Genomic DNA, 18,871 nt, shown 5'->3' with positions numbered 1-18,871 from the left:
GGAGCTGGTGGGCGAGTGGTCGCATCCGTATAGCCGTGAACAGGCGGTGTATCCGGTAGCGTCGTTGATCGAAGGCAAGTACTGGCCACCGGTCGGTCGTGTCGACAACGTGTTTGGCGATCGCAACCTGGTTTGCGCCTGCCCGTCGATCGAAAGCTACGCTTAAACAAATAAGGGGGCGGGTTTAATCGCCCCCAAATTCAAGAACACCACAAACCCCTGTAGGAGTGAGCCTGCTCGCGATAGCTATCTGTATGTGGACATTTTTGTTGAATGTCAGAGCGCTATCGCGAGCAGGCTCACTCCTACAAAGGATCTGTGGAAGGTTACAGTTTCCGCCAATTCCTATAACAAGAAACCGGAGAACAACCATGGCTTTAAGCGTGTTCGACCTGTTCAAGATTGGCATCGGCCCCTCCAGTTCCCACACCGTTGGCCCGATGCGTGCAGCCGCACGGTTCGTTGACGGCTTGCGGCGTGATGCGCTTTTGTCTGCAACCACCTGCGTCAAGGTCGAGCTCTACGGCTCGCTCGGCGCCACCGGCAAAGGACATGGCAGCGACAAAGCAGTGCTGCTCGGCCTGGAAGGCGAACACCCGGATACAGTGAACACAGAAACAGTCGCCGCCCGCTTGCTGGAAATTCGCAGCAGCGGTCGCCTGAACCTGCTCGGTGAACACACCATCGAATTCAATGAAAAGCTACACCTGGCGATGATTCGCAAGCCCCTGCCCTATCATCCCAACGGCATGATCTTTCGCGCTTTCGACACCGCTGGCCTGCAAATACGCAGCCGCGAGTATTACTCGGTCGGTGGCGGGTTCGTGGTCGATGAAGACGCTGCGGGCGCCGACCGAATCGTCGAAGACGCAACAAAACTGACCTTCCCGTTCAAAAGCGCCAAGGACTTGCTCGGTCACTGCACCACCTACGGTCTGTCGATCAGCCAGCTGATGCTGACCAACGAAAGTGCCTGGCGACCGGAAGCGGAGACGCGCGCCGGTCTGCTGAAAATCTGGCAGGTGATGCAGGATTGCGTTGCCGCCGGTTGCCGCAACGAAGGCATCTTGCCCGGCGGTTTAAAGGTCAAGCGTCGTGCCGCCGCACTTCATCGGCAATTGTGCAAAAACCCGGAATCGTCATTGCGCGACCCACTGTCGGTGCTGGACTGGGTCAACCTCTATGCGCTGGCGGTCAACGAAGAAAACGCCAATGGCGGACGGGTAGTGACGGCACCTACCAACGGTGCCGCGGGCATTGTTCCAGCGGTACTGCATTACTACATGCGTTTTATTCCCGGCGCGAATGACGACGGCGTGGTGCGCTTTCTGCTGACCGCCGCTGCTATCGGCATCCTCTATAAGGAAAACGCTTCGATCTCCGGCGCCGAAGTCGGTTGCCAGGGCGAAGTCGGCGTAGCGTGCTCCATGGCCGCGGGCGCACTGTGTGAAGTCCTGGGCGGCAGCGTGCAGCAAGTGGAAAACGCCGCCGAAATCGGCATGGAACACAACCTCGGCCTGACCTGCGACCCGATCGGCGGGCTGGTGCAAGTTCCTTGCATCGAGCGCAATGCCATGGGTTCGGTCAAGGCGATCAATGCGGTACGCATGGCATTGCGCGGGGACGGTCAGCACTTCGTCTCGCTCGACAAGGTCATCCGCACGATGCGCCAGACCGGTGCAGACATGAAAAGCAAATACAAGGAAACCGCCCGTGGCGGTTTGGCGGTCAACATTATCGAGTGCTGATGCGCTTACCTGCATCTGCACACTTTTTTCAGGAGCTGAATATGTCCACCGAACACCTGTTGAAAACCCCGTTGCATGCCCTGCACATCGAACTCGGCGCCCGCATGGTGCCGTTCGCCGGCTATGACATGCCGGTGCAATACCCGCTTGGCGTGATGAAAGAACACCAGCACACCCGTGATCAGGCCGGGTTGTTCGATGTGTCGCACATGGGCCAGATCCGTCTGACCGGCGCCAATGCTGCCAAGGCACTGGAAACACTGGTTCCGGTCGACATCATCGACCTGCCAGTGGGCATGCAGCGCTACGCCATGTTCACCAACGACACCGGCGGCATTCTGGACGACCTGATGGTTGCCAACCTGGGTGCCGATGAGCTGTTCCTGGTGGTCAACGCGGCCTGCAAGGATCAGGACCTGGCTCACCTGCGCAAGCACATCGGCGACCAGTGCACCATCGAGCCGCTGTTCGAAGAACGCGCCCTGCTGGCGCTCCAAGGCCCGGCAGCGGTGACCGTACTCGCGCGACTGGCACCCGAAGTAGCGAACATGACGTTCATGCAGTTCACTCGGGTAAAACTGCTGGGTGTTGATTGCTTCGTCAGCCGCTCCGGTTACACCGGTGAAGACGGTTTCGAAATTTCCGTACCGGCGGCCAGTGCCGAAGCCTTGGCTCGCGCACTGTTGGCCGAACCGGAAGTCGCCGCCATTGGCCTGGGCGCTCGCGATTCACTGCGCCTGGAAGCCGGCCTGTGCCTTTACGGCCATGACATGAACACCGAGACCACCCCCATCGAAGCGAGCCTGCTGTGGGCCATCTCCAAGCCTCGCCGAGCCGATGGCGCACGTGCTGGCGGCTTCCCTGGCGCTGAACCGATATTTGCCCAACAGCAATCCGGTGTCAGCCGCAAACGCGTTGGACTATTGCCCCAGGAACGCACCCCCGTACGTGAGGGCGCGGAAATCGTCAACGAAGCAGGCGATATCATCGGCACTGTCTGCAGCGGCGGTTTCGGGCCGACGTTGGGGGCGCCACTGGCGATGGGTTACGTGGACAGTGCATACGTCGCCATCGATACCCCGGTCTGGGCGATCGTTCGTGGGAAAAAGGTGCCTTTGCTTGTAAGCAAAATGCCATTTGTTCCACAACGCTACTATCGCGGTTGATTGACTGTTCCTATAAGTAACGCGATTGCGTTAACAGTGCACTAATGTGTAACGCAATCGCCATAAAAGAGTGCATGGTTTGGCCTCAGGCTTCGATTATGAACTTTACTTATAACGTTCGAAAACAATTGAACAACGCTAACGAATAAGCGAGCACTATTGCACTGACTATTGCCGCCAACCTGAGCAAAACCGGGCCTTCGCGGGGGCTTGTTTTTTCTCCCTTAGTTGGCGTAGAGTTTGTTCACTGTGTTTGCATGGGTCGCTTGGAATCGTGACCTGGGCAGTAGCCTACAAGTTAGCTACATCCCGTTCGACGTCTTCTTACTCTCCTGCAACCAGCCCCAGTACTCTTTCATTAGAAGGAGGCTGTCATTAATTTTTGCGTGATAGGAAATAAGAAATGTCCCAACGTCAGAGCGGTACCGTCAAGTGGTTTAACGACGAGAAAGGTTTTGGTTTTATCACTCCAGAAAGCGGTCCGGATCTGTTCGTGCATTTCCGCGCTATTCAGGGCAACGGCTTCAAAAGCCTGAAAGAAGGCCAGAAAGTGACTTTCGTTGCTGTGCAGGGCCAGAAAGGCATGCAGGCTGACGAAGTACAAGCAGAAGCCTAATCTTCTGTTACGAAAAAGCCCCTGATGCTGACATCAGGGGCTTTTTTGTGCGCGTAAATCCGTAAAATGGCTTCTTTTTTCCGCCGAGAGCCTGCCATGTCGAAACACCTGCTGAATCCCCAGGGCGATTTTCCCGCCGCTGGTCTGGGTCGTCGTCTGGCAGCGATGTTCTACGACTTCCTGTTGTGCACCGCCCTGCTCATTGTCACCAGCGGTATCTACAAGATGATTCAGATGGCGATCATTGGTGAAGACAGAATGCGCACGCTGACCGAAGCAGGGGCGCTGGATGGCGATCCATTACTGTCTACTGTGTTGGTGTTTGTGCTGTTTGGTTTCTTCGCCAAGTTCTGGACCTGGTCTGGTCAGACACTGGGCATGCAAGTCTGGTGCATCCGCGTGCAGAATGCCGACGGCTCATCTATCAGCTTGTGGCAGGCGCTATTGCGCTTTGTTGTATCGATTGCGTCACTGCTGTGCGTTGGCATGGGATTCGTCTGGTCACTGTTCGATAAACAGAAACGCAGCTGGCATGACATGTATTCAGGAACCCAACTCGTTCGAATTCCAAAGAAAACCAAATAACGACCCAAAAAGAAGATCGTCCGAAGGCGAGGGCCGCGTTCGGACGATCTTTTGAGCTTTCGATTTCGGTCTTAAGCGTTACCCGCCAGCTTCATCCGGGCAGCCTGGGTGAAATCCAGCATCCGCTTCAAAGGGCGAATCGCCTGCGGTATCAACGCCGGATCAACAAAGATCTCGTTAGTCCCTTCCTGCAAGCTCTTCAGCGTGCGCTCAAGCGTGTTCATGGCCATCCACGGGCAATGTGCGCAACTGCGGCACGCTGCCCCGTTACCGGCTGTTGGCGCTTCGATGAACACCTTGTCCGGACACAGCTGCTGCATCTTGTAGAAAATGCCGCGGTCGGTGGCGACAATAAACGTCTTGTTGGGCAGGCTCTGAGCCGCGGCGATGAGCTGGCTGGTGGAGCCAACGGCATCGGCCAGCTCGATCACCGACGTTGGCGACTCCGGATGCACCAGAATCGCTGCGTCCGGGTACAGCGCCTTCATGTCTTCGAGCTGCTTGGACTTGAACTCTTCGTGAACGATGCAGGCACCGTCCCACAGCAGCATGTCCGCACCGGTCTTGCGCTGGATATAGGTGCCCAGATGCTTGTCCGGACCCCAGATAATCGTTTCGCCGTTATCCATCAGGCTTTCGACGATTTCCAGCGCACAGCTTGAAGTCACGACCCAGTCCGCCCGGGCTTTGACGGCGGCCGATGTATTGGCATACACCACCACCGTGCGTTCCGGGTGCTGATCGCAAAACGCTGAAAACTCGTCCACCGGGCAACCCAGGTCCAGCGAGCAGGTCGCTTCCAGGGTTGGCATCAGGACGCGCTTTTCAGGGTTGAGGATTTTTGCCGTCTCCCCCATGAATTTCACACCGGCGACGACCACGGTCTTGGCCGGATGAGCATTGCCGAAGCGGGCCATCTCCAGCGAGTCGGAGACACAGCCCCCAGTCTCTTCGGCAAGGGCCTGAATAACCGGATCACAATAGAAGTGGGCGACCAGTACCGCGTCCTGAGCCTTGAGCTCGGCGGCGATAGCGGCGCGGTAATAGGCCTCTTCCTCGGCAGTCAGCGGCTTGGGCTGCTTGGCGTCGAGGTGGGCTTGAACCAGAAGGCGTTCAGAAATCTGCGTCATGTTCGCAAGACCTGCAAGCGCTTACGCGCGAAAGTCGAGTATACACCCGGCTCCAGCCCCCTTGAGGGCACCGCCGGGAGAGTGAGTATCATCAGGCACGGACAACGTTGAAGAGGCGCAAGGCTACAGAATATCCAATGGATGCAAAAGATGATTCTGACCTGTGCCATGCGATACGGCTCACTCAGCGGCAAACACAAATCGCGGGCAAAAAAAAATCCGGAAATCCTCACTTTCGTGGGCCTTCCAGACTTTTAAAACTGCTATAAAAATGGTGGGTCGTGTGGGATTCGAACCTACGACCAATTGGTTAAAAGCCAACTGCTCTACCAACTGAGCTAACGACCCGCTGTGTGGTGGCGCGTATAATACTGATTTTTAAGGACTATTCAACACCTAATTTGAAATAAATCAAAAATAAGGTGTTGGATCGTCGATTCCGGCCGCTGCAAAGCCTTCAGCACGCAGTCGGCAGCTGTCGCACTTACCGCACGCCCGGCCGTTATCGTCGGCCTGATAGCAGGAAACGGTCAGGCCGTAATTAACCCCAAGCTTCACCCCTGCCTGGACAATCTGTGCCTTGCTCAGGTTTTGCAAAGGCGCCTGGATGCGGAAACCATTCCCCTCGACTCCAGCCTTGGTCGCCAGATTAGCCATACGCTCGAACGCCTCGACGAACTCGGGACGGCAATCCGGGTATCCGGAATAATCCACCGCGTTCACGCCGATAAAGATGTCACGCGCTCCCAGCACTTCGGCCCAGCCCAGCGCCAGGGATAGAAACACCGTGTTGCGCGCAGGGACGTAAGTCACCGGAATGCCTTCACCGGCAACCTCAGGCACATCGATGCTGCTGTCAGTCAACGCTGAACCGCCGATGCCGTTCAGGTTTATACCAATCACTTTATGCTCAACCGCGCCGAGGTCTCGGGAGACGCGTGCAGCAGCGTGCAATTCCGCATGGGAGCGCTGACCGTAATCGAAGCTCATGGTGTAGCAGGTGTAACCATCTGCGCGAGCCATGGCCACGACAGTCGCCGAGTCCAGGCCGCCGGACAGCAGGATAACCGCACGTTTTTCAGCAGTGTTCAGGTGATCAGTCATTTCAGCGCCCCGGCTCGTCATTCCAAAGATATTTATGCAGCTGCAGTTGCAGACGCACTGGGAGATTGTCCGCGACTACCCAATCAGCCAGGTCCCGAGCATTCAGGTCATGGTGACTGGGTGAGAACAGCACCTCGCCAGCCCGTCGATCCAGACCGTACTGGATCAGTTTGGAGACAGCCCAGTCGTAGTCCTCCCGGGAACAGATGACAAACTTCACCTGATCATTGGGCGTGAGCAGCTCGATGTTCTCGTAGCGATTACGGTGCGCCTCCTTCGAACCCGGCGTCTTCAGGTCAACAACTCGACTGACCCGCGAATCTACTGCCGAGATGTCGAGAGCACCACTGGTTTCCAGTGACACTTCGTAACCGGCATCACACAAGCGCTTGAGCAAAGGAATGGCGTTGGGTTGCGCCAAAGGCTCGCCGCCTGTGACACACACATAGCGCGGACGAAAGCCGGCGACTTGCTCGATGATGTCATCGAGCGGACGGACAGTGCCGCCAGTGAACGCGTAGGCGCTGTCGCAGTATTGGCAACGCAGTGGGCAACCGGTCAGTCGCACAAAAACAGTGGGCAGCCCGGCAGTTCGCGTTTCACCCTGCAACGAGTAAAAAACTTCGGTGATTCTCAATGTGTCTTGCATAGTCGCCACGGGCGTAACAGCTAAACAGGCTGTCCGCCTCCGTCAGGCACTTCAAGGAACCCCGCCATCGCGCGAATCCCAAAAAGCGGTATTACATAAAAAGGGCGTGAATTCTAACGAAAAAACCCGCAACAAGTGCGGGTTTCTTCAAAACGGGTCCAGCAAGCTTACATGCGCTGCAAGTCGCGCTGTGCCAGCTGAGCGGCGGAAGTCCCCGGATACTGGGCAACCACCTGCTGCAGAATGCCTTTGACCTTGTCGGTATGACCCAGGCGGCGCTCTACATCAGCAAGCTTGTACAGCGAGTCAGGCACTTTTGCATGCTTGGGATACAGCTGCGAAACCTTGGCAAACGCCTGACCTGCGCCTTGCAGGTCGCCTTTGGCCAGGTTTACCTCGCCCAACCAGTACTGAGCGTTACCCGCGTACTGGCTGTTCGGGTACTTGCGCAGGAAAGCGGCGAAGGCCTGACTGGCCTTGTCGAAATCCTTGGCCTTGATCAGGTCGAAGGCTGCATCGTAATACAGTTTTTCCTTCGCCGGATCAGCCGGTTCAGTACCGGCAGCCGGTGCTTGAGCGGCAGCTGCTCCGGCACCTGCGCCTGCTGCTGCGGGGGCATTCAAATCGCCACCGCTTGAAGAATTCTCAGGAGTCGCGGCTGGTGCACCGCCGGTTCCTATGCGCCGATCAAGATCCTGATATCGCTCCAGGCTTTCTTGCTTCATGCGCGCTACATCATTTTGCAGAACTTCGATGATGCCTTGTTGGCGCGAGATCTGCTCCTGCATCGATTGCAGTTGGTTGAACAGCTCGCCCTGTGCCGAGACAGGGGCCGAAACCCCTCCCCCGGCATAGGCGCCGTTCGTACCGTAACCCGCAGGCGGATAACTACTCCCGCTATTGTTATAGCCGGAGTTGTCCTCGACCACAGGAACCGCAGCCCACACCGCGAGCGGTGCGAGGCTGAGAGCCAAAACAGTTACAGCACGACGGCACGTTCGCATGACGAATTACTTACGCAGTTCGACGCGACGGTTTTGAGCCCAGGACTGCTCGTCGTTGCCGGTAGCAACTGGACGCTCTTCGCCGTAGGAAACCAGTTCCAGCTGAGCTGGGGAAACGCCTTGCAGTACCAGGTAGCGCTGAACGGCTTTCGCACGACGCTCGCCCAGTGCCATGTTGTACTCACGAGTACCACGTTCGTCGGTGTTGCCTTCCAGAACAACGCGAGCGCCGTTTGCTTTCAGGTCTTTGGCGTGAACGTCCAGAGCGCGCATGGCTTCTGGCTTCAGGTCCGAACTGTCGTATTCGAAGTAGAAAGTGGTGATAGCGCGCAGAGCAGCTTCTTCGCTCAGGGAGCCGTCAACTGCACCAGTGTTTGCGCCATAACCAGCGTTTGGATCAACAGCTGCGCCTTCACCGGCATTGTCGCCGCCTTTAGACGAGCAACCAACGGCTACGGACAAAGCCAGAGCCAGAGCAGCAAACTTACCAAACTTCAGCATTTCCATCGTGAAACTCCTAATGAACCCCAATGTGTTAAGTACAACGTGTAGCGCCGCGTCAGTTCAGGTAAGGGGACCAGGAAGGTTCTCTGACTTCGCCTTGTGCGGTAGGAAGCGGGAGCCTTACGCGTCCATTAATGGACACGAGCATCAAGACTCCCCGGCCCTGCTGGCGGGTGGCGTAGATTACCATGGTGCCGTTGGGCGCAACAGTAGGCGACTCGTCCAGAGTGCTATCAGTGAGGATCTTTACACTACCTCGCTGCAAATCCTGGGCCGCCACCTTGAAATTGGTGAAGCCTTCCTGGCGGTGAATCATCACCAGGGTCTTTTCGTCAGCCGACAGTTTAGGGTTGGCGTTGTAGTTACCAATGAAAGTCACACGCTCTGCACCGCCACCACCGGCGCTGGTTTTGTAGATCTGTGGCTTGCCGCCACGGTCGGAGGTGAAGTAGATGGTTGAACCATCTTTACCCCAGAACGGTTCGGTGTTGATGCCAGGACCGTTGGTGACACGCGTGATCTGACGCGAACCCAGGTTCATCACATAGATGTCCGGGTTACCGTCTTTCGACAGGACGAATGCCAGGCGATTGCCATCCGGCGACCAGGCTGGCGCGCCATTCAGGCCTTCGAAGTTGGTAATTTGCTCGCGGCGACCGGTGTCGATGTTCTGCATGAAGATGCGCGGGCGCTTCTGCTCGAACGAAACATAGGCGATGCGCTTGCCATCCGGTGCGAAACGCGGCGACAGGATTGGCTCGCGCGATTGCAGCAGCGTTACGGCGCGGGCACCGTCATAGTCCGAACGTTGCAGCGTGTAACGCGTGTTCTTCTCGGAGAAACGCTCAGCCGTCACGTACAGCAGGCGAGTCGAGAATGCACCTTTGATACCGGTGAGTTTTTCGAACGACTGGTCTGAGATGTAGTGAGCCATGTCACGCAGCTGATCAACGCTACCCGACACGCTACCGGTCAGCACTTGCTGCTCGGTGGCGACGTTGAATAGCGCGTACTGAACCTGGAGGCGACCGCCAGCAGGCGTAATGCTGCCGACCATGACGTATTGGGCGCCCAGCGCCTTGAAGTCGCGGTAGATGATTTCGCTGGCCTGACTTGGCTGGCTGATCATGTTCTGCTTTGGAATCGGCGAGTAGTAACCCGAGTTACGCAGGTCGTTACCGATGATTTCGGCCATATCGTCCGGCAGCACGCTGCCGCCCTGGTTGCCAAACGGCACGACTGCAATCGGGGTAGCCCGATCACTGCCGCTGGTAACCAGAATGTTTTTCTCATCTGCTGCCGCCATACCTGCCATGCAGCAGATAAAGACCAGCATTCCTCGAAGAAGGTTTCTCACAAGGCTAGATCCTCAGGTGTGAATGTCATCTTGAATGAACGATACGGAGCAAAATCACTCGGCTTCATTCCCTGCATTTCTGTCAAACGACCAATATTTTTCACTGCCGCCACTGCCGAAGCGTCAAACGGACCATCGCCGCTGGACTTGCCAACACTGACCGAAGTCACCGTACCATCCGGCAACATGCCGATTTGAAGCACGACCGTCATACCTTTGCGTGCCGAAGGTGGACGAGCCCAGCCTTCTGCTGCACGAGCACGAATCAAGTCATCGAAGCTGCCGGCGACTTCATCGCCCTGCTCATCCGCCAAGGCCTGCTGACGCTGAGGCGTGTCGGAAAGCAAATCTGCCAAGGCCTGGGCCTTTTTCTCTTCAGCGGATTTACGTGCTGCTTCCTGCGACTTTTTCTTCGCAGCATCGGCAGCAGCTTTCTTCTTCGCGTCTTCGGCGACTTTCTTCTTCGCGTCTTCAGCTTCAGATTTCTTCTTGGCGTCTTCCGCGGCTTTCTTCTTCGCGTCTTCGACGATCTTTTTCTTCGCTTCTTCAGCGGCCGCTTTCTTGGCCTCTTCTTCAGCAGCCTTCTTGGCTTCTTCTTCAGATTTCTTCTTGGCTATATCAGCCAATTGTTTCTCTTCTGCCTTTTTGGCTTCGGCGGTCTTCTTCGCTTCATCGGCTTTCTTGGCTTCATCAGCCTTTTTAGCCTCTTCCGCTTTCTTGGTCTCGTCGGCCTTCTTGGATTCTTCGGCTTTTTGAGCCGTATCTTCCTTCTTTTGTTCCGCGGCTTTGATCGCTTCCTGTTCGATCTTTTTCTGTTCCATCTGTTCGACTTCGGTCTGGCGCGCAGCGGATTTCTTCGCCTCACCCGCAATCTTCTGATTGGTCTGGGTGGTTGCCTGACTTTTCGATTTCAGCTGGTACAGGGTCGCCTGGACGATCGGCCTGGCCGGCGGCAACTCCGGGGTCATGGCGAAGCTGACAAACAACATGCCGAATACCAGCACGTGCAAGCCAATTGCCCAGACACTAGGCCAGAAGTAGCTTTCCGAGGCTGTCGGCTCTCGCTGTTGCTGCATCAGGGCGCCTCGGTAATCAAGCCAACGTTACCGACCCCGGCTTTCTGGAGACCGCCCATGGCGCCCATGACCGATCCGTAATCGACGGTCTTGTCGCCTCGAATGAAGACCTGGGTGTGCTTGCCACCTTCAGTGCCGGTCCGAATGATCTTGGTCACGGCGTCAGTCATCTGCGGCAAGGTCATGGCCTTGTCCTGCTGCTTCTGGGTATCGACTTCGCTGCCAAGGTTCCAGTAATAGGTCTTGTCAGCCTTGATCGAAATGGTCAGGACCTGGGTGTTGTTGTCCTGCGGCAAGGCTTCGCTGGAAACCTTCGGCAGATCAACTTTCACGCCCTGATTGAGCATCGGTGCGGTCACCATGAAGATGACCAGCAGTACCAGCATCACGTCGATGTAAGGCACTACGTTCATCTCGGCGACCGGCTTGCGCTTTTTGCGAGCTCGAGCGATTAAAGCCATTGGAAATTACCTGCTTATTCTTCGCTGGTGTGCACTTTGCGGTGCAGGATCGCCTGGAATTCATCGGCGAAGGTGTAGTAGCGGCTGATCAGCGTTTCGCTGCGGGCAGCAAAACGGTTGTAGGCGATAACGGCAGGGATCGCGGCGAACAGGCCGATCGCGGTAGCAATCAGCGCCTCGGCAATACCCGGTGCCACAGTGGCCAGGGTTGCCTGCTGCGCGGTGGCCAGGCCACGGAAAGAGTTCATGATGCCCCAAACCGTACCGAACAGACCGATGTACGGGCTGACGGAACCGACGGTCGCCAGGAAAGGCAGGCTTTGTTCAAGCTTTTCTTCTTCGCGGGAAATGGCAACGCGCATGGCACGGGCCACACCTTCCATGACCGCTTCAGGATCAACGCCTGGCTGCTGACGCAGACGGGAGAACTCCTTGAAACCAGCACGGAAGATCTGCTCCACACCCGAATCCGGGTCAGGATTGCTGCCGGCCTGACGGTAGAGTTTGGACAGGTCGATACCCGACCAGAAGCGCTCTTCAAAGCTCTCCAGGGCACGTCGACCCGCGCGCAGCAAGTTGCTGCGCTGAAAGATCATGATCCATGAGGTCACCGATGCGGCTACCAGGATCAGCATTACCAGTTGCACCACGATACTGGCATTGCTGACCAGGCTCCACATGGAGGAATGGTCGACGACGTTAGCTTCCACGCTTTATCTCCTGCTTTGAGTGTGTACCCGCGCCGCTCACGTCGGCAAAGGCCGCACGTAGAGCTTCGGGAATGGCCCGGGGTTTCAAACTGTCAGTGCGCACACAGGCCACCAAAAACTGCCCTTCACAGAGCAGCGCATTATCCGTTGTCCGCCTGACCTGCTGCTTGAAACGCAGGCTGACCCGGTTCAATTCGATTACTTCAGCACTTACCAGAAGCTCGTCGTCCAGTCGCGCCGGCGCGTGGTAGCGCGCTTCGCTGGAATGCACGACGAATAACAGGTCCTCCCCTGCCAGCTGGGATTGGGCAAAGCCCAGCTCCCGGAGCCGCTCGGTTCGAGCCCGTTCCATAAACTTGAGGTAATTAACGTAATACACGATGCCGCCCGCATCGGTGTCCTCGTAATAAACGCGACAACGATGTGCGAAAGGCTCAAGCCCGTTTTGCGCGCGCATACTCTAGTGCTTACTCCTCAGGTTGCCAATCCGGCCAGGCAACTGTTTTTCATTGTTCTGCGGCTTTCTCGCGAAAGCACGGTCCTAGGACAGCGCAAACCTCGAATCGATCAGCCCGCAGAAGTGATTAATCGTCTACGGCATCCAGGGATTCGTCTACTACAGGCATATCGCCCATTCGTGACGGGATGTTTAAACCAAAATGCAGGTACGCATGCCGCGTGACCACCCGCCCCCGGGGTGTCCGCATGATATAGCCTTGCTGAATCAGGTACGGCTCCAGCACATCTTCAATGGTGTGGCGCTCTTCGCTGATCGCGGCCGCCAGACTGTCCACCCCGACCGGGCCACCGTCGAATTTTTCGATCATGGTCAGCAACAGACGCCGATCCTGATGATCGAAACCACGCTCGTCGACATCCAGCAGGTTCAAGGCGAGGTCGGCGATCGGCTTGGTGATATGGCCCTTGGCACGCACTTCAGCGAAGTCCCGCACCCGACGCAACAAGCGGTTGGCGATTCGTGGAGTACCCCGGGCCCGACGGGCAATTTCAAAGGCGCCCTCCGGATCAAGCGGCAAGCCGAGGATGCTCGCTGAACGGCTGACAATCGTCGCCAGGTCCGCGGTGCTGTAGAACTCAAGGCGCTGCACGATCCCGAAACGATCCCGCAACGGGTTGGTCAGCATACCGGCGCGCGTCGTCGCACCCACCAGGGTGAAGGGTGGCAGATCAAGCTTGATTGATCGCGCAGCCGGCCCCTCGCCGATCATGATGTCCAGCTGGAAATCTTCCATCGCCGGGTACAGTACTTCCTCGACGATCGGCGACAGCCGATGGATTTCGTCGATGAACAGCACGTCATGAGGTTCAAGATTGGTCAATAACGCCGCCAGATCACCCGGACGCTCCAGCACCGGACCGGAGGTGCTTTTGATCGACACCCCCATTTCCTGAGCGATGATGTTGGCCAAGGTGGTCTTACCCAGCCCCGGCGGACCAAAAATCAATGTGTGGTCCAGGGATTCGTTACGCCCACGAGCAGCCTGGATAAATAATTCCATTTGCTCGCGAACCGTCGGTTGACCGATGTACTCGGCCAGGCTGACAGGACGAATTGCCCGGTCCTGGACTTCCTCGCGATCACGAGGGCCCGGCGCGGCGGTAATCAGACGATCAGCTTCAATCACTTAGATCATTCCCTTCAGGGCACGACGAATCATGTCTTCACTGCTCAAGCCTTTCTCCTTGATCGCGGAAATCGCCTTGCTGGCTTCCTGCGGCTTGTAACCCAGGGAGATCAGCGCACTGACTGCATCATTTTCTGCCGTCGCGACCGGCGCCGGTGCATCCGGACCACCTGGCTGATTGGGTACCAGAGCGAACATCGCCGGCACGGTTTCCCATGCCTTGAAGCGGTCCTTGAGCTCTACCAGCAAACGCTCGGCGGTTTTCTTCCCGACGCCGGGCACCTTGGTCAGTGCCGAAGTGTCCTGGGATTGCACGCAACGCACCAGCTCATCGACTTCCAGACTCGACATCAAAGCCAGGGCCAGTTTCGGCCCCACACCATTGAGACGGATCAACTCGCGAAAAAAGTCTCGCTCACGCTTGCCATAGAAACCATAGAGTAACTGCGCGTCTTCGCGCACGACCAAATGGGTGTGCAAGGTCAGCGGTTCACCGACCGACGGCAGGCGATAAAGCGTGGTCATAGGCACTTCCAGCTCATACCCCAGACCATTTACATCCAGAATCAGGTGCGGCGGCTGTTTCTCAGCCAGGGTGCCGCGCAAGCGTCCAATCACGTTTCAGATCCTTGAGCGTTTGCCAGAGCTTTGCTGGCGACTGACAGAACAAGGGTTTCGTACCGGCAACACAGGCACAAAAACCCTCATTCCCTAAAAATGATTGCTGATGCTATCAGAGACGCAGGCGACCGCCACGACTGCGTGCGGCACCCAGGCCATGCGGCAGCAGACTGGACCGGGTATGAGCGTGACAAATCGCAATGGCCAAGGCGTCAGAGGCGTCTATTTGCGGCTTGCTGGTCAATTTCAGCATATGCATGACCATCATCTGCACCTGCTCTTTATTCGCCGAGCCAGTGCCTGTTACCGCCTGCTTGACCTGAGTCGCGGTGTATTCGGCGATTTCGAGGCTTTCCTCAGCGCCGGCCACGATGGCGGCGCCGCGCGCCTGGCCAAGTTTCAGCGCGGAATCGGCGTTGCGGGCCATAAAGACTTTTTCAATTCCCATTGTTACAGGGCCATAGGTCTGAATGACTTCACGAACGCCGCGATAAACGATTTGCAGACGCTCATGCAATTCCCCCGAACCGGTACGAATGCAGCCCGACGCTACGTACACACAGCCACGCCCGGTATCGCGCACCACGCCATAACCGGTGATGCGCGAACCGGGGTCGATACCAAGTATTAAAGTCATAACGCCTGCAGAAAGAGATCGCTGTAGCTTGAGAATAACCGTGTAGGACCTGCCGAAGGCTGCGATCCTTTAATAAAAAGCCAAAATCAAAAGATCGCAGGCTTCGCCAGCTCCTACAGGGGCCAAGTGAAGGCTGCGATCTTTAATAAATGCATCAACCGAGTTGAGCGGCAACCGACTCCGGGATATCCGCATTGGAGTAGACATTCTGCACGTCATCCAGGTCTTCAAGCATGTCAATCAGCTTGAGGACCTTCTCGGCGCCCTCCAGGTCCAGCTCGGCGCTGGTGGTCGGCAGCATGACGATTTCCGCATCATCACCTTTGAAACCGGCCGCCTCCAACGCGTTACGCACGGAATAGAAACCGGCGAACGAGGTGGACACGTCGATGGAACCGTCTTCGTGGGTGACCACGTCATCGGCATCCGCTTCCATGGCCGCTTCGATCAGCGCGTCTTCGTCGACACCCGGTGCGAAGGAGATCTGACCTTTGCGTTCGAACAGATAAGCAACCGAACCGTCAGTTCCCAGATTGCCGCCGCACTTGCTGAAGGCATGTCGAACGGCTGCAGCAGTGCGATTACGGTTGTCGGTCATGCACTCGACCATTACCGCCACGCCGCCAGGGCCGTAGCCTTCGTAGGTCAACTCGACCATGTCGTCAGTGTCGGCAGCGCCCGCACCGCGAGCGACTGCACGGTCAATGATGTCGCGGCTCATGTTCGCACCAAGCGCCTTGTCCAACGCCAGACGCAGACGCGGATTGGAACCCGGATCACCGCCACCCTGACGGGCTGCGACGGTCAGCTCACGAATCCACTTGGTGAAAATCTTGCCCTTTTTGGCATCCTGACGTTCTTTGCGGTGCTTGATGTTCGCCCACTTGGAATGACCCGCCATAACTCGCTCCGAATTCTCTTTGAAACATTGCCCGCCACGCGAATCGTCGGCCAGCAAAAAAAAATCTCGACCTAAAGAAAAGGCGCACCCCGAAGGATGCGCCTTTACGGTCAGCGTTACTCTGCTTTAGGCGTTTCGCGCAGACGAATGTGCAGTTCGCGCAATGCCTTGGCATCTACCACACCCGGAGCCTGAGTCATGACGCAAGCCGCGCTCTGGGTTTTCGGGAAGGCAATGACTTCACGGATCGACTGGGCGCCGGTCATCAGCATGACCAGACGGTCCAGACCGAAAGCCAGACCACCGTGGGGTGGCGCGCCGTATTTCAAAGCATCGAGGAGGAAGCCGAACTTCTCTTCCTGCTCCGCTTCGCTGATACCCAGCAGACGGAACACCGACTGTTGCATTTCCTTGCGGTGGATACGGATCGAACCGCCACCCAGCTCGGTACCGTTCAATACCATGTCGTAGGCACGGGACAGAGCGGTCGCCGGGTTGGCTTCCAGTTCTTCCGGCGTGCATTTCGGCGCGGTGAACGGGTGGTGCAAGGCGGTGAAGCTGCCGTCGTCGTTCTCTTCGAACATCGGGAAGTCGACAACCCACATCGGTGCCCACTCGCAGGTCAGCAGGTTCAGATCGTTACCGACCTTGATCCGCAGTGCGCCCAGGGCCTCGCTGACAATCTTGGCCTTGTCGGCACCGAAGAACACGATGTCGCCATCTACCGCGCCAACGCGATCAAGGATCACATTGAGGTTGGCTTCAGGGATGTTCTTGACGATCGGCGATTGCAGCCCCTCGACACCCTTCGCGCGCTCGTTGACCTTGATGTAGGCCAGGCCTTTGGCGCCGTAGATGCCAACGAACTTGGTGTAATCGTCGATCTTGCTGCGGGGCATGCTTGCGCCGCCTGGAACGCGAAGAGCGGCGATACGGCTTTTCGGATCGTTGGCCGGTCCGCTGAAGACCTTGAAGTCGACTTCTTTAAGCTGGTCGGCAACGTCAACCAGTTCCAGCGGGTTACGCAGGTCTGGCTTGTCGGAACCGTAACGGCGCATGGCCTCGTCCCAGGTCATGTGCGGGAAGTCGCCGAAGTCCAGATCCAGCACTTCCTTGAACAGGTTGCGGATCATGCCTTCGGTAAGGCCCATGATGTCTTTTTCATCGAGGAAGCTGGTTTCGATGTCGATCTGAGTGAACTCAGGCTGACGATCGGCACGCAGGTCTTCGTCGCGGAAGCACTTGGCGATCTGGTAGTAACGGTCGAAGCCGGCCACCATCAACAGTTGCTTGAACAGTTGCGGCGACTGCGGCAATGCGAAGAACGAACCCGCGTGGGTACGGCTCGGCACCAGGTAGTCACGGGCGCCTTCTGGCGTGGCACGGGTCAGGATCGGCGTTTCGACGTCGAGGAAGCCGTTCTCGTCGAGGTAGCGACGGATGCTGGTGGTCATGCGCGAACGCAGACGCAGCTTCTCGAGCATTTCCGGACGACGCAGGTCGATGAAGCGATAGCGCAGACGAGTCTCTTCGCCGACATCCGAGAACTCGTTGAGCGGGAACGGCGGGGTTTCCGCTTCGTTCAGGACTTCGAGTTCGTAGCCCAGCACTTCGATCATGCCCGAAGCCATGTTGGCGTTGCCGGCACCGGCCGGACGCAGACGCACCTTACCAGTGACCTTGACCACGTACTCGCTGCGCACGCGATCGGCGGCGGCGAAGGTTTCTGCGCGATCCGGGTCGAAAACCACCTGGGCCAGACCGTCACGATCACGGATATCGAGGAAAATCACCCCACCGTGGTCACGGCGACGGTGAACCCATCCGCAAAGGGTAATTTCCTGGCCTTCCAGGCTTTCGTTCAGTTGGCCGCAATAATGGCTGCGCATCATGGTAGTGGTTTCACTTCTCGTAATTCGAAATTCGGTTGGAGGCCCCGCGCGCATCAGTCTGCTGATGGTGCAAGAACTCGCTCGTGTCGTTCAACTCAGGTTCCAGACCTTAGTCAGCTTTGTCGCCGCCAGCCAGATTCTTCTTGGAACCGGTCTTGAAATCGGTTTCGTACCAGCCGGTACCGCTAAGGCGGAAGCCTGGCATGGACAGCATCTTTTTAAGCTCTGGCGCCTGGCAGGCAGGGCAGTCGACCAGCGGTGCTGCGCTGATCTTTTGAATGGCTTCCAACTGATGACCACAGGAAGCACATTGATAGTCGTACATCGGCATGGGGGTTGTCTCGGCGATCAGGTTGCTACCGCATACGCAGGGCTTTGCGGAAAAGTGCGGGATTATATCCATTAAATGCAGCCAGTGCAGCCGTAAGACTGCACAGACCGACACTCTGCCACTTTTAGCGCGCCTGCCCAGTCAGGGTCACGCGCGCCCTTCCTTCAAGCTATGTACAACGCAGACAACCCTGACCAGTCCGCTGAAATTCTTCACTCCTCCGTGGCGCAAATGCACCTCGCGATCGACGTGAGACAACAACGCACTGACCGAACATCGATTGGCCCTGGCCATTTCTCCCAGAATATCCCAGTAAACCTGCTCCAGCCGCAAACAGGTCGCAAAGCCGTTTAAACGAACAGACCGTGATAACGGCTGGGCCAGCCCCATATCGAATTCACTGACAAACGGATCGATCCCGATACCTTTGAGTGGATCGAACCGTCCCTCTTTGCCTCTGACAACACTATCCATACTGTTGACACTCCTTTGTCATCCCGCCACTTGCAAGAGCAATGCTGGCTCTTATCAAAGCGCAGGCGCAAAGGTATATCCAGATGACTTTATGACCGTCGACGTAGGATAAGCCTACAACTGAGAGGCGATCTCGGAGCGGGTCTTGCTGAAGACGTTTTCCTACATGCGCGGGTAAAAGCTCATTCAGCAAGAAGGGAAAAGGATGGCATTGCGCGGACGACATCGACCAGACGTCATCCGCGCTCGCCTGCTCTTT

General features: G+C 57.0%; 22 protein-coding genes and 1 tRNA gene. 5 read left to right on the top strand and 18 right to left on the bottom strand.

The features are described from left to right. The 5 genes from AC3ZVB_RS27490 to AC3ZVB_RS27470 form a co-directional block, all read left to right on the top strand. Positions 1-166 (top strand): hypothetical protein (locus AC3ZVB_RS27490; protein ID WP_490148298.1); only part of this gene is annotated, 166 nt, incomplete at its 5' end. A gap of 205 nt (positions 167-371) precedes the next feature. Then, positions 372-1,748 (top strand): L-serine ammonia-lyase, encoded by a 1,377-nt coding sequence (locus AC3ZVB_RS27485; RefSeq protein ID WP_490148297.1) that lies wholly within the window; start codon positions 372-374, stop codon positions 1,746-1,748. A gap of 41 nt (positions 1,749-1,789) precedes the next feature. Beyond that, on the top strand, positions 1,790-2,914 hold the full coding sequence (gene gcvT / locus AC3ZVB_RS27480; RefSeq protein ID WP_490148296.1) for a glycine cleavage system aminomethyltransferase GcvT: 1,125 nt from the start codon (positions 1,790-1,792) through the stop codon (positions 2,912-2,914). A gap of 403 nt (positions 2,915-3,317) precedes the next feature. Beyond that, complete coding sequence (locus AC3ZVB_RS27475) at positions 3,318-3,530, top strand: cold-shock protein (protein WP_003175786.1); 213 nt, start codon at positions 3,318-3,320, stop codon at positions 3,528-3,530. 96 nt (positions 3,531-3,626) lie between these two features. Beyond that, entirely contained in the window at positions 3,627-4,115 is a 489-nt protein-coding gene (locus AC3ZVB_RS27470) for an RDD family protein (RefSeq protein WP_162439878.1), read from the top strand. A gap of 71 nt (positions 4,116-4,186) precedes the next feature. Here the strand turns inward: AC3ZVB_RS27470 and nadA are convergent, their stop codons facing one another. From nadA to AC3ZVB_RS27380, 18 genes are all read right to left on the bottom strand, one after another. Beyond that, positions 4,187-5,245 carry a quinolinate synthase NadA gene (gene nadA, locus AC3ZVB_RS27465; RefSeq protein ID WP_162439877.1) on the bottom strand — a complete coding sequence of 353 codons (1,059 nt, stop codon included), beginning with the start codon at positions 5,243-5,245 and terminating at the stop codon, positions 4,187-4,189. A 272-nt stretch (positions 5,246-5,517) separates the two neighbouring features. Beyond that, positions 5,518-5,593: transfer RNA gene (locus AC3ZVB_RS27460), tRNA-Lys, on the bottom strand. A gap of 63 nt (positions 5,594-5,656) precedes the next feature. Then, entirely contained in the window at positions 5,657-6,349 is a 693-nt protein-coding gene (gene queC / locus AC3ZVB_RS27455) for a 7-cyano-7-deazaguanine synthase QueC (protein WP_194692566.1), read from the bottom strand. 1 nt (position 6,350) lies between these two features. Then, positions 6,351-6,998: a 7-carboxy-7-deazaguanine synthase QueE gene (gene queE / locus AC3ZVB_RS27450; RefSeq protein WP_045058222.1), complete on the bottom strand. Its 648-nt coding sequence runs from the start codon at positions 6,996-6,998 to the stop codon at positions 6,351-6,353. Positions 6,999-7,165: 167 nt separating this feature from the next. Then, a complete protein-coding gene (gene ybgF / locus AC3ZVB_RS27445) occupies positions 7,166-8,002 on the bottom strand; it encodes a tol-pal system protein YbgF (protein ID WP_194692568.1) in 837 nt (278 codons plus the stop codon). Positions 8,003-8,008: 6 nt separating this feature from the next. Beyond that, entirely contained in the window at positions 8,009-8,509 is a 501-nt protein-coding gene (gene pal, locus AC3ZVB_RS27440; protein WP_028621922.1) for a peptidoglycan-associated lipoprotein Pal, read from the bottom strand. A gap of 52 nt (positions 8,510-8,561) precedes the next feature. Continuing rightward, positions 8,562-9,842 carry a Tol-Pal system beta propeller repeat protein TolB gene (gene tolB / locus AC3ZVB_RS27435; protein ID WP_178114329.1) on the bottom strand — a complete coding sequence of 427 codons (1,281 nt, stop codon included), beginning with the start codon at positions 9,840-9,842 and terminating at the stop codon, positions 8,562-8,564. Positions 9,843-9,859: 17 nt separating this feature from the next. After that, complete coding sequence (gene tolA, locus AC3ZVB_RS27430) at positions 9,860-10,939, bottom strand: cell envelope integrity protein TolA (RefSeq protein ID WP_162439873.1); 1,080 nt, start codon at positions 10,937-10,939, stop codon at positions 9,860-9,862. Beyond that, on the bottom strand, positions 10,939-11,391 hold the full coding sequence (gene tolR, locus AC3ZVB_RS27425; protein ID WP_162439884.1) for a protein TolR: 453 nt from the start codon (positions 11,389-11,391) through the stop codon (positions 10,939-10,941). Before tolR ends, tolA begins: the two co-directional genes overlap by 1 nt. A 23-nt stretch (positions 11,392-11,414) precedes the next feature. Further along, positions 11,415-12,110 carry a protein TolQ gene (gene tolQ, locus AC3ZVB_RS27420; protein WP_017340467.1) on the bottom strand — a complete coding sequence of 232 codons (696 nt, stop codon included), beginning with the start codon at positions 12,108-12,110 and terminating at the stop codon, positions 11,415-11,417. Continuing rightward, entirely contained in the window at positions 12,100-12,567 is a 468-nt protein-coding gene (ybgC, locus tag AC3ZVB_RS27415) for a tol-pal system-associated acyl-CoA thioesterase (RefSeq protein WP_162439872.1), read from the bottom strand. Before ybgC ends, tolQ begins: the two co-directional genes overlap by 11 nt. Positions 12,568-12,694: 127 nt before the next feature. After that, positions 12,695-13,756, bottom strand: coding sequence for a Holliday junction branch migration DNA helicase RuvB (gene ruvB / locus AC3ZVB_RS27410; RefSeq protein ID WP_162439871.1), 1,062 nt, complete (start codon positions 13,754-13,756; stop codon positions 12,695-12,697). Then, positions 13,757-14,374, bottom strand: coding sequence for a Holliday junction branch migration protein RuvA (ruvA, locus tag AC3ZVB_RS27405; protein WP_090187430.1), 618 nt, complete (start codon positions 14,372-14,374; stop codon positions 13,757-13,759). It abuts the gene before it with no gap. Between the two features lie 115 nt (positions 14,375-14,489). Further along, a complete protein-coding gene (gene ruvC, locus AC3ZVB_RS27400) occupies positions 14,490-15,014 on the bottom strand; it encodes a crossover junction endodeoxyribonuclease RuvC (protein WP_162439869.1) in 525 nt (174 codons plus the stop codon). Between the two features lie 154 nt (positions 15,015-15,168). Further along, positions 15,169-15,915, bottom strand: coding sequence for a YebC/PmpR family DNA-binding transcriptional regulator (locus AC3ZVB_RS27395; protein WP_490148295.1), 747 nt, complete (start codon positions 15,913-15,915; stop codon positions 15,169-15,171). A 116-nt stretch (positions 15,916-16,031) separates the two neighbouring features. Continuing rightward, complete coding sequence (gene aspS / locus AC3ZVB_RS27390; protein ID WP_162439867.1) at positions 16,032-17,807, bottom strand: aspartate--tRNA ligase; 1,776 nt, start codon at positions 17,805-17,807, stop codon at positions 16,032-16,034. A gap of 109 nt (positions 17,808-17,916) precedes the next feature. Beyond that, positions 17,917-18,138 carry an FmdB family zinc ribbon protein gene (locus AC3ZVB_RS27385; RefSeq protein ID WP_010457489.1) on the bottom strand — a complete coding sequence of 74 codons (222 nt, stop codon included), beginning with the start codon at positions 18,136-18,138 and terminating at the stop codon, positions 17,917-17,919. A 147-nt stretch (positions 18,139-18,285) separates the two neighbouring features. Then, positions 18,286-18,612: a ribbon-helix-helix domain-containing protein gene (locus tag AC3ZVB_RS27380; RefSeq protein WP_162439866.1), complete on the bottom strand. Its 327-nt coding sequence runs from the start codon at positions 18,610-18,612 to the stop codon at positions 18,286-18,288. Between the last annotated feature and the right edge of the window lie 259 nt (positions 18,613-18,871).

The sequence above is a fragment of the Pseudomonas sp. MDV22-iso1 genome (assembly GCF_058145095.1).
Note: the sequence above shows the minus strand (reverse complement) of the source record. Positions and strands in the feature narration are given on the sequence as shown.

Coding starts and splice junctions, on each gene's coding strand:
- AC3ZVB_RS27470 (WP_162439878.1), top strand. CDS start 3,627: ATGTCGAAACACCTGCTGAATCCCCAGGGCGATTTTCCCGCCGCTGGT.
- aspS (WP_162439867.1), bottom strand. CDS start 17,807: ATGATGCGCAGCCATTATTGCGGCCAACTGAACGAAAGCCTGGAAGGC.
- ybgC (WP_162439872.1), bottom strand. CDS start 12,567: ATGCGCGCGCAAAACGGGCTTGAGCCTTTCGCACATCGTTGTCGCGTT.
- tolA (WP_162439873.1), bottom strand. CDS start 10,939: ATGCAGCAACAGCGAGAGCCGACAGCCTCGGAAAGCTACTTCTGGCCT.
- queC (WP_194692566.1), bottom strand. CDS start 6,349: ATGACTGATCACCTGAACACTGCTGAAAAACGTGCGGTTATCCTGCTG.
- nadA (WP_162439877.1), bottom strand. CDS start 5,245: ATGACGCAGATTTCTGAACGCCTTCTGGTTCAAGCCCACCTCGACGCC.
- AC3ZVB_RS27485 (WP_490148297.1), top strand. CDS start 372: ATGGCTTTAAGCGTGTTCGACCTGTTCAAGATTGGCATCGGCCCCTCC.
- queE (WP_045058222.1), bottom strand. CDS start 6,998: ATGCAAGACACATTGAGAATCACCGAAGTTTTTTACTCGTTGCAGGGT.
- AC3ZVB_RS27395 (WP_490148295.1), bottom strand. CDS start 15,915: ATGGCGGGTCATTCCAAGTGGGCGAACATCAAGCACCGCAAAGAACGT.
- AC3ZVB_RS27380 (WP_162439866.1), bottom strand. CDS start 18,612: ATGGATAGTGTTGTCAGAGGCAAAGAGGGACGGTTCGATCCACTCAAA.
- gcvT (WP_490148296.1), top strand. CDS start 1,790: ATGTCCACCGAACACCTGTTGAAAACCCCGTTGCATGCCCTGCACATC.
- ruvC (WP_162439869.1), bottom strand. CDS start 15,014: ATGACTTTAATACTTGGTATCGACCCCGGTTCGCGCATCACCGGTTAT.
- ybgF (WP_194692568.1), bottom strand. CDS start 8,002: ATGCGAACGTGCCGTCGTGCTGTAACTGTTTTGGCTCTCAGCCTCGCA.
- AC3ZVB_RS27475 (WP_003175786.1), top strand. CDS start 3,318: ATGTCCCAACGTCAGAGCGGTACCGTCAAGTGGTTTAACGACGAGAAA.
- tolB (WP_178114329.1), bottom strand. CDS start 9,842: ATGCTGGTCTTTATCTGCTGCATGGCAGGTATGGCGGCAGCAGATGAG.
- AC3ZVB_RS27385 (WP_010457489.1), bottom strand. CDS start 18,138: ATGCCGATGTACGACTATCAATGTGCTTCCTGTGGTCATCAGTTGGAA.
- pal (WP_028621922.1), bottom strand. CDS start 8,509: ATGGAAATGCTGAAGTTTGGTAAGTTTGCTGCTCTGGCTCTGGCTTTG.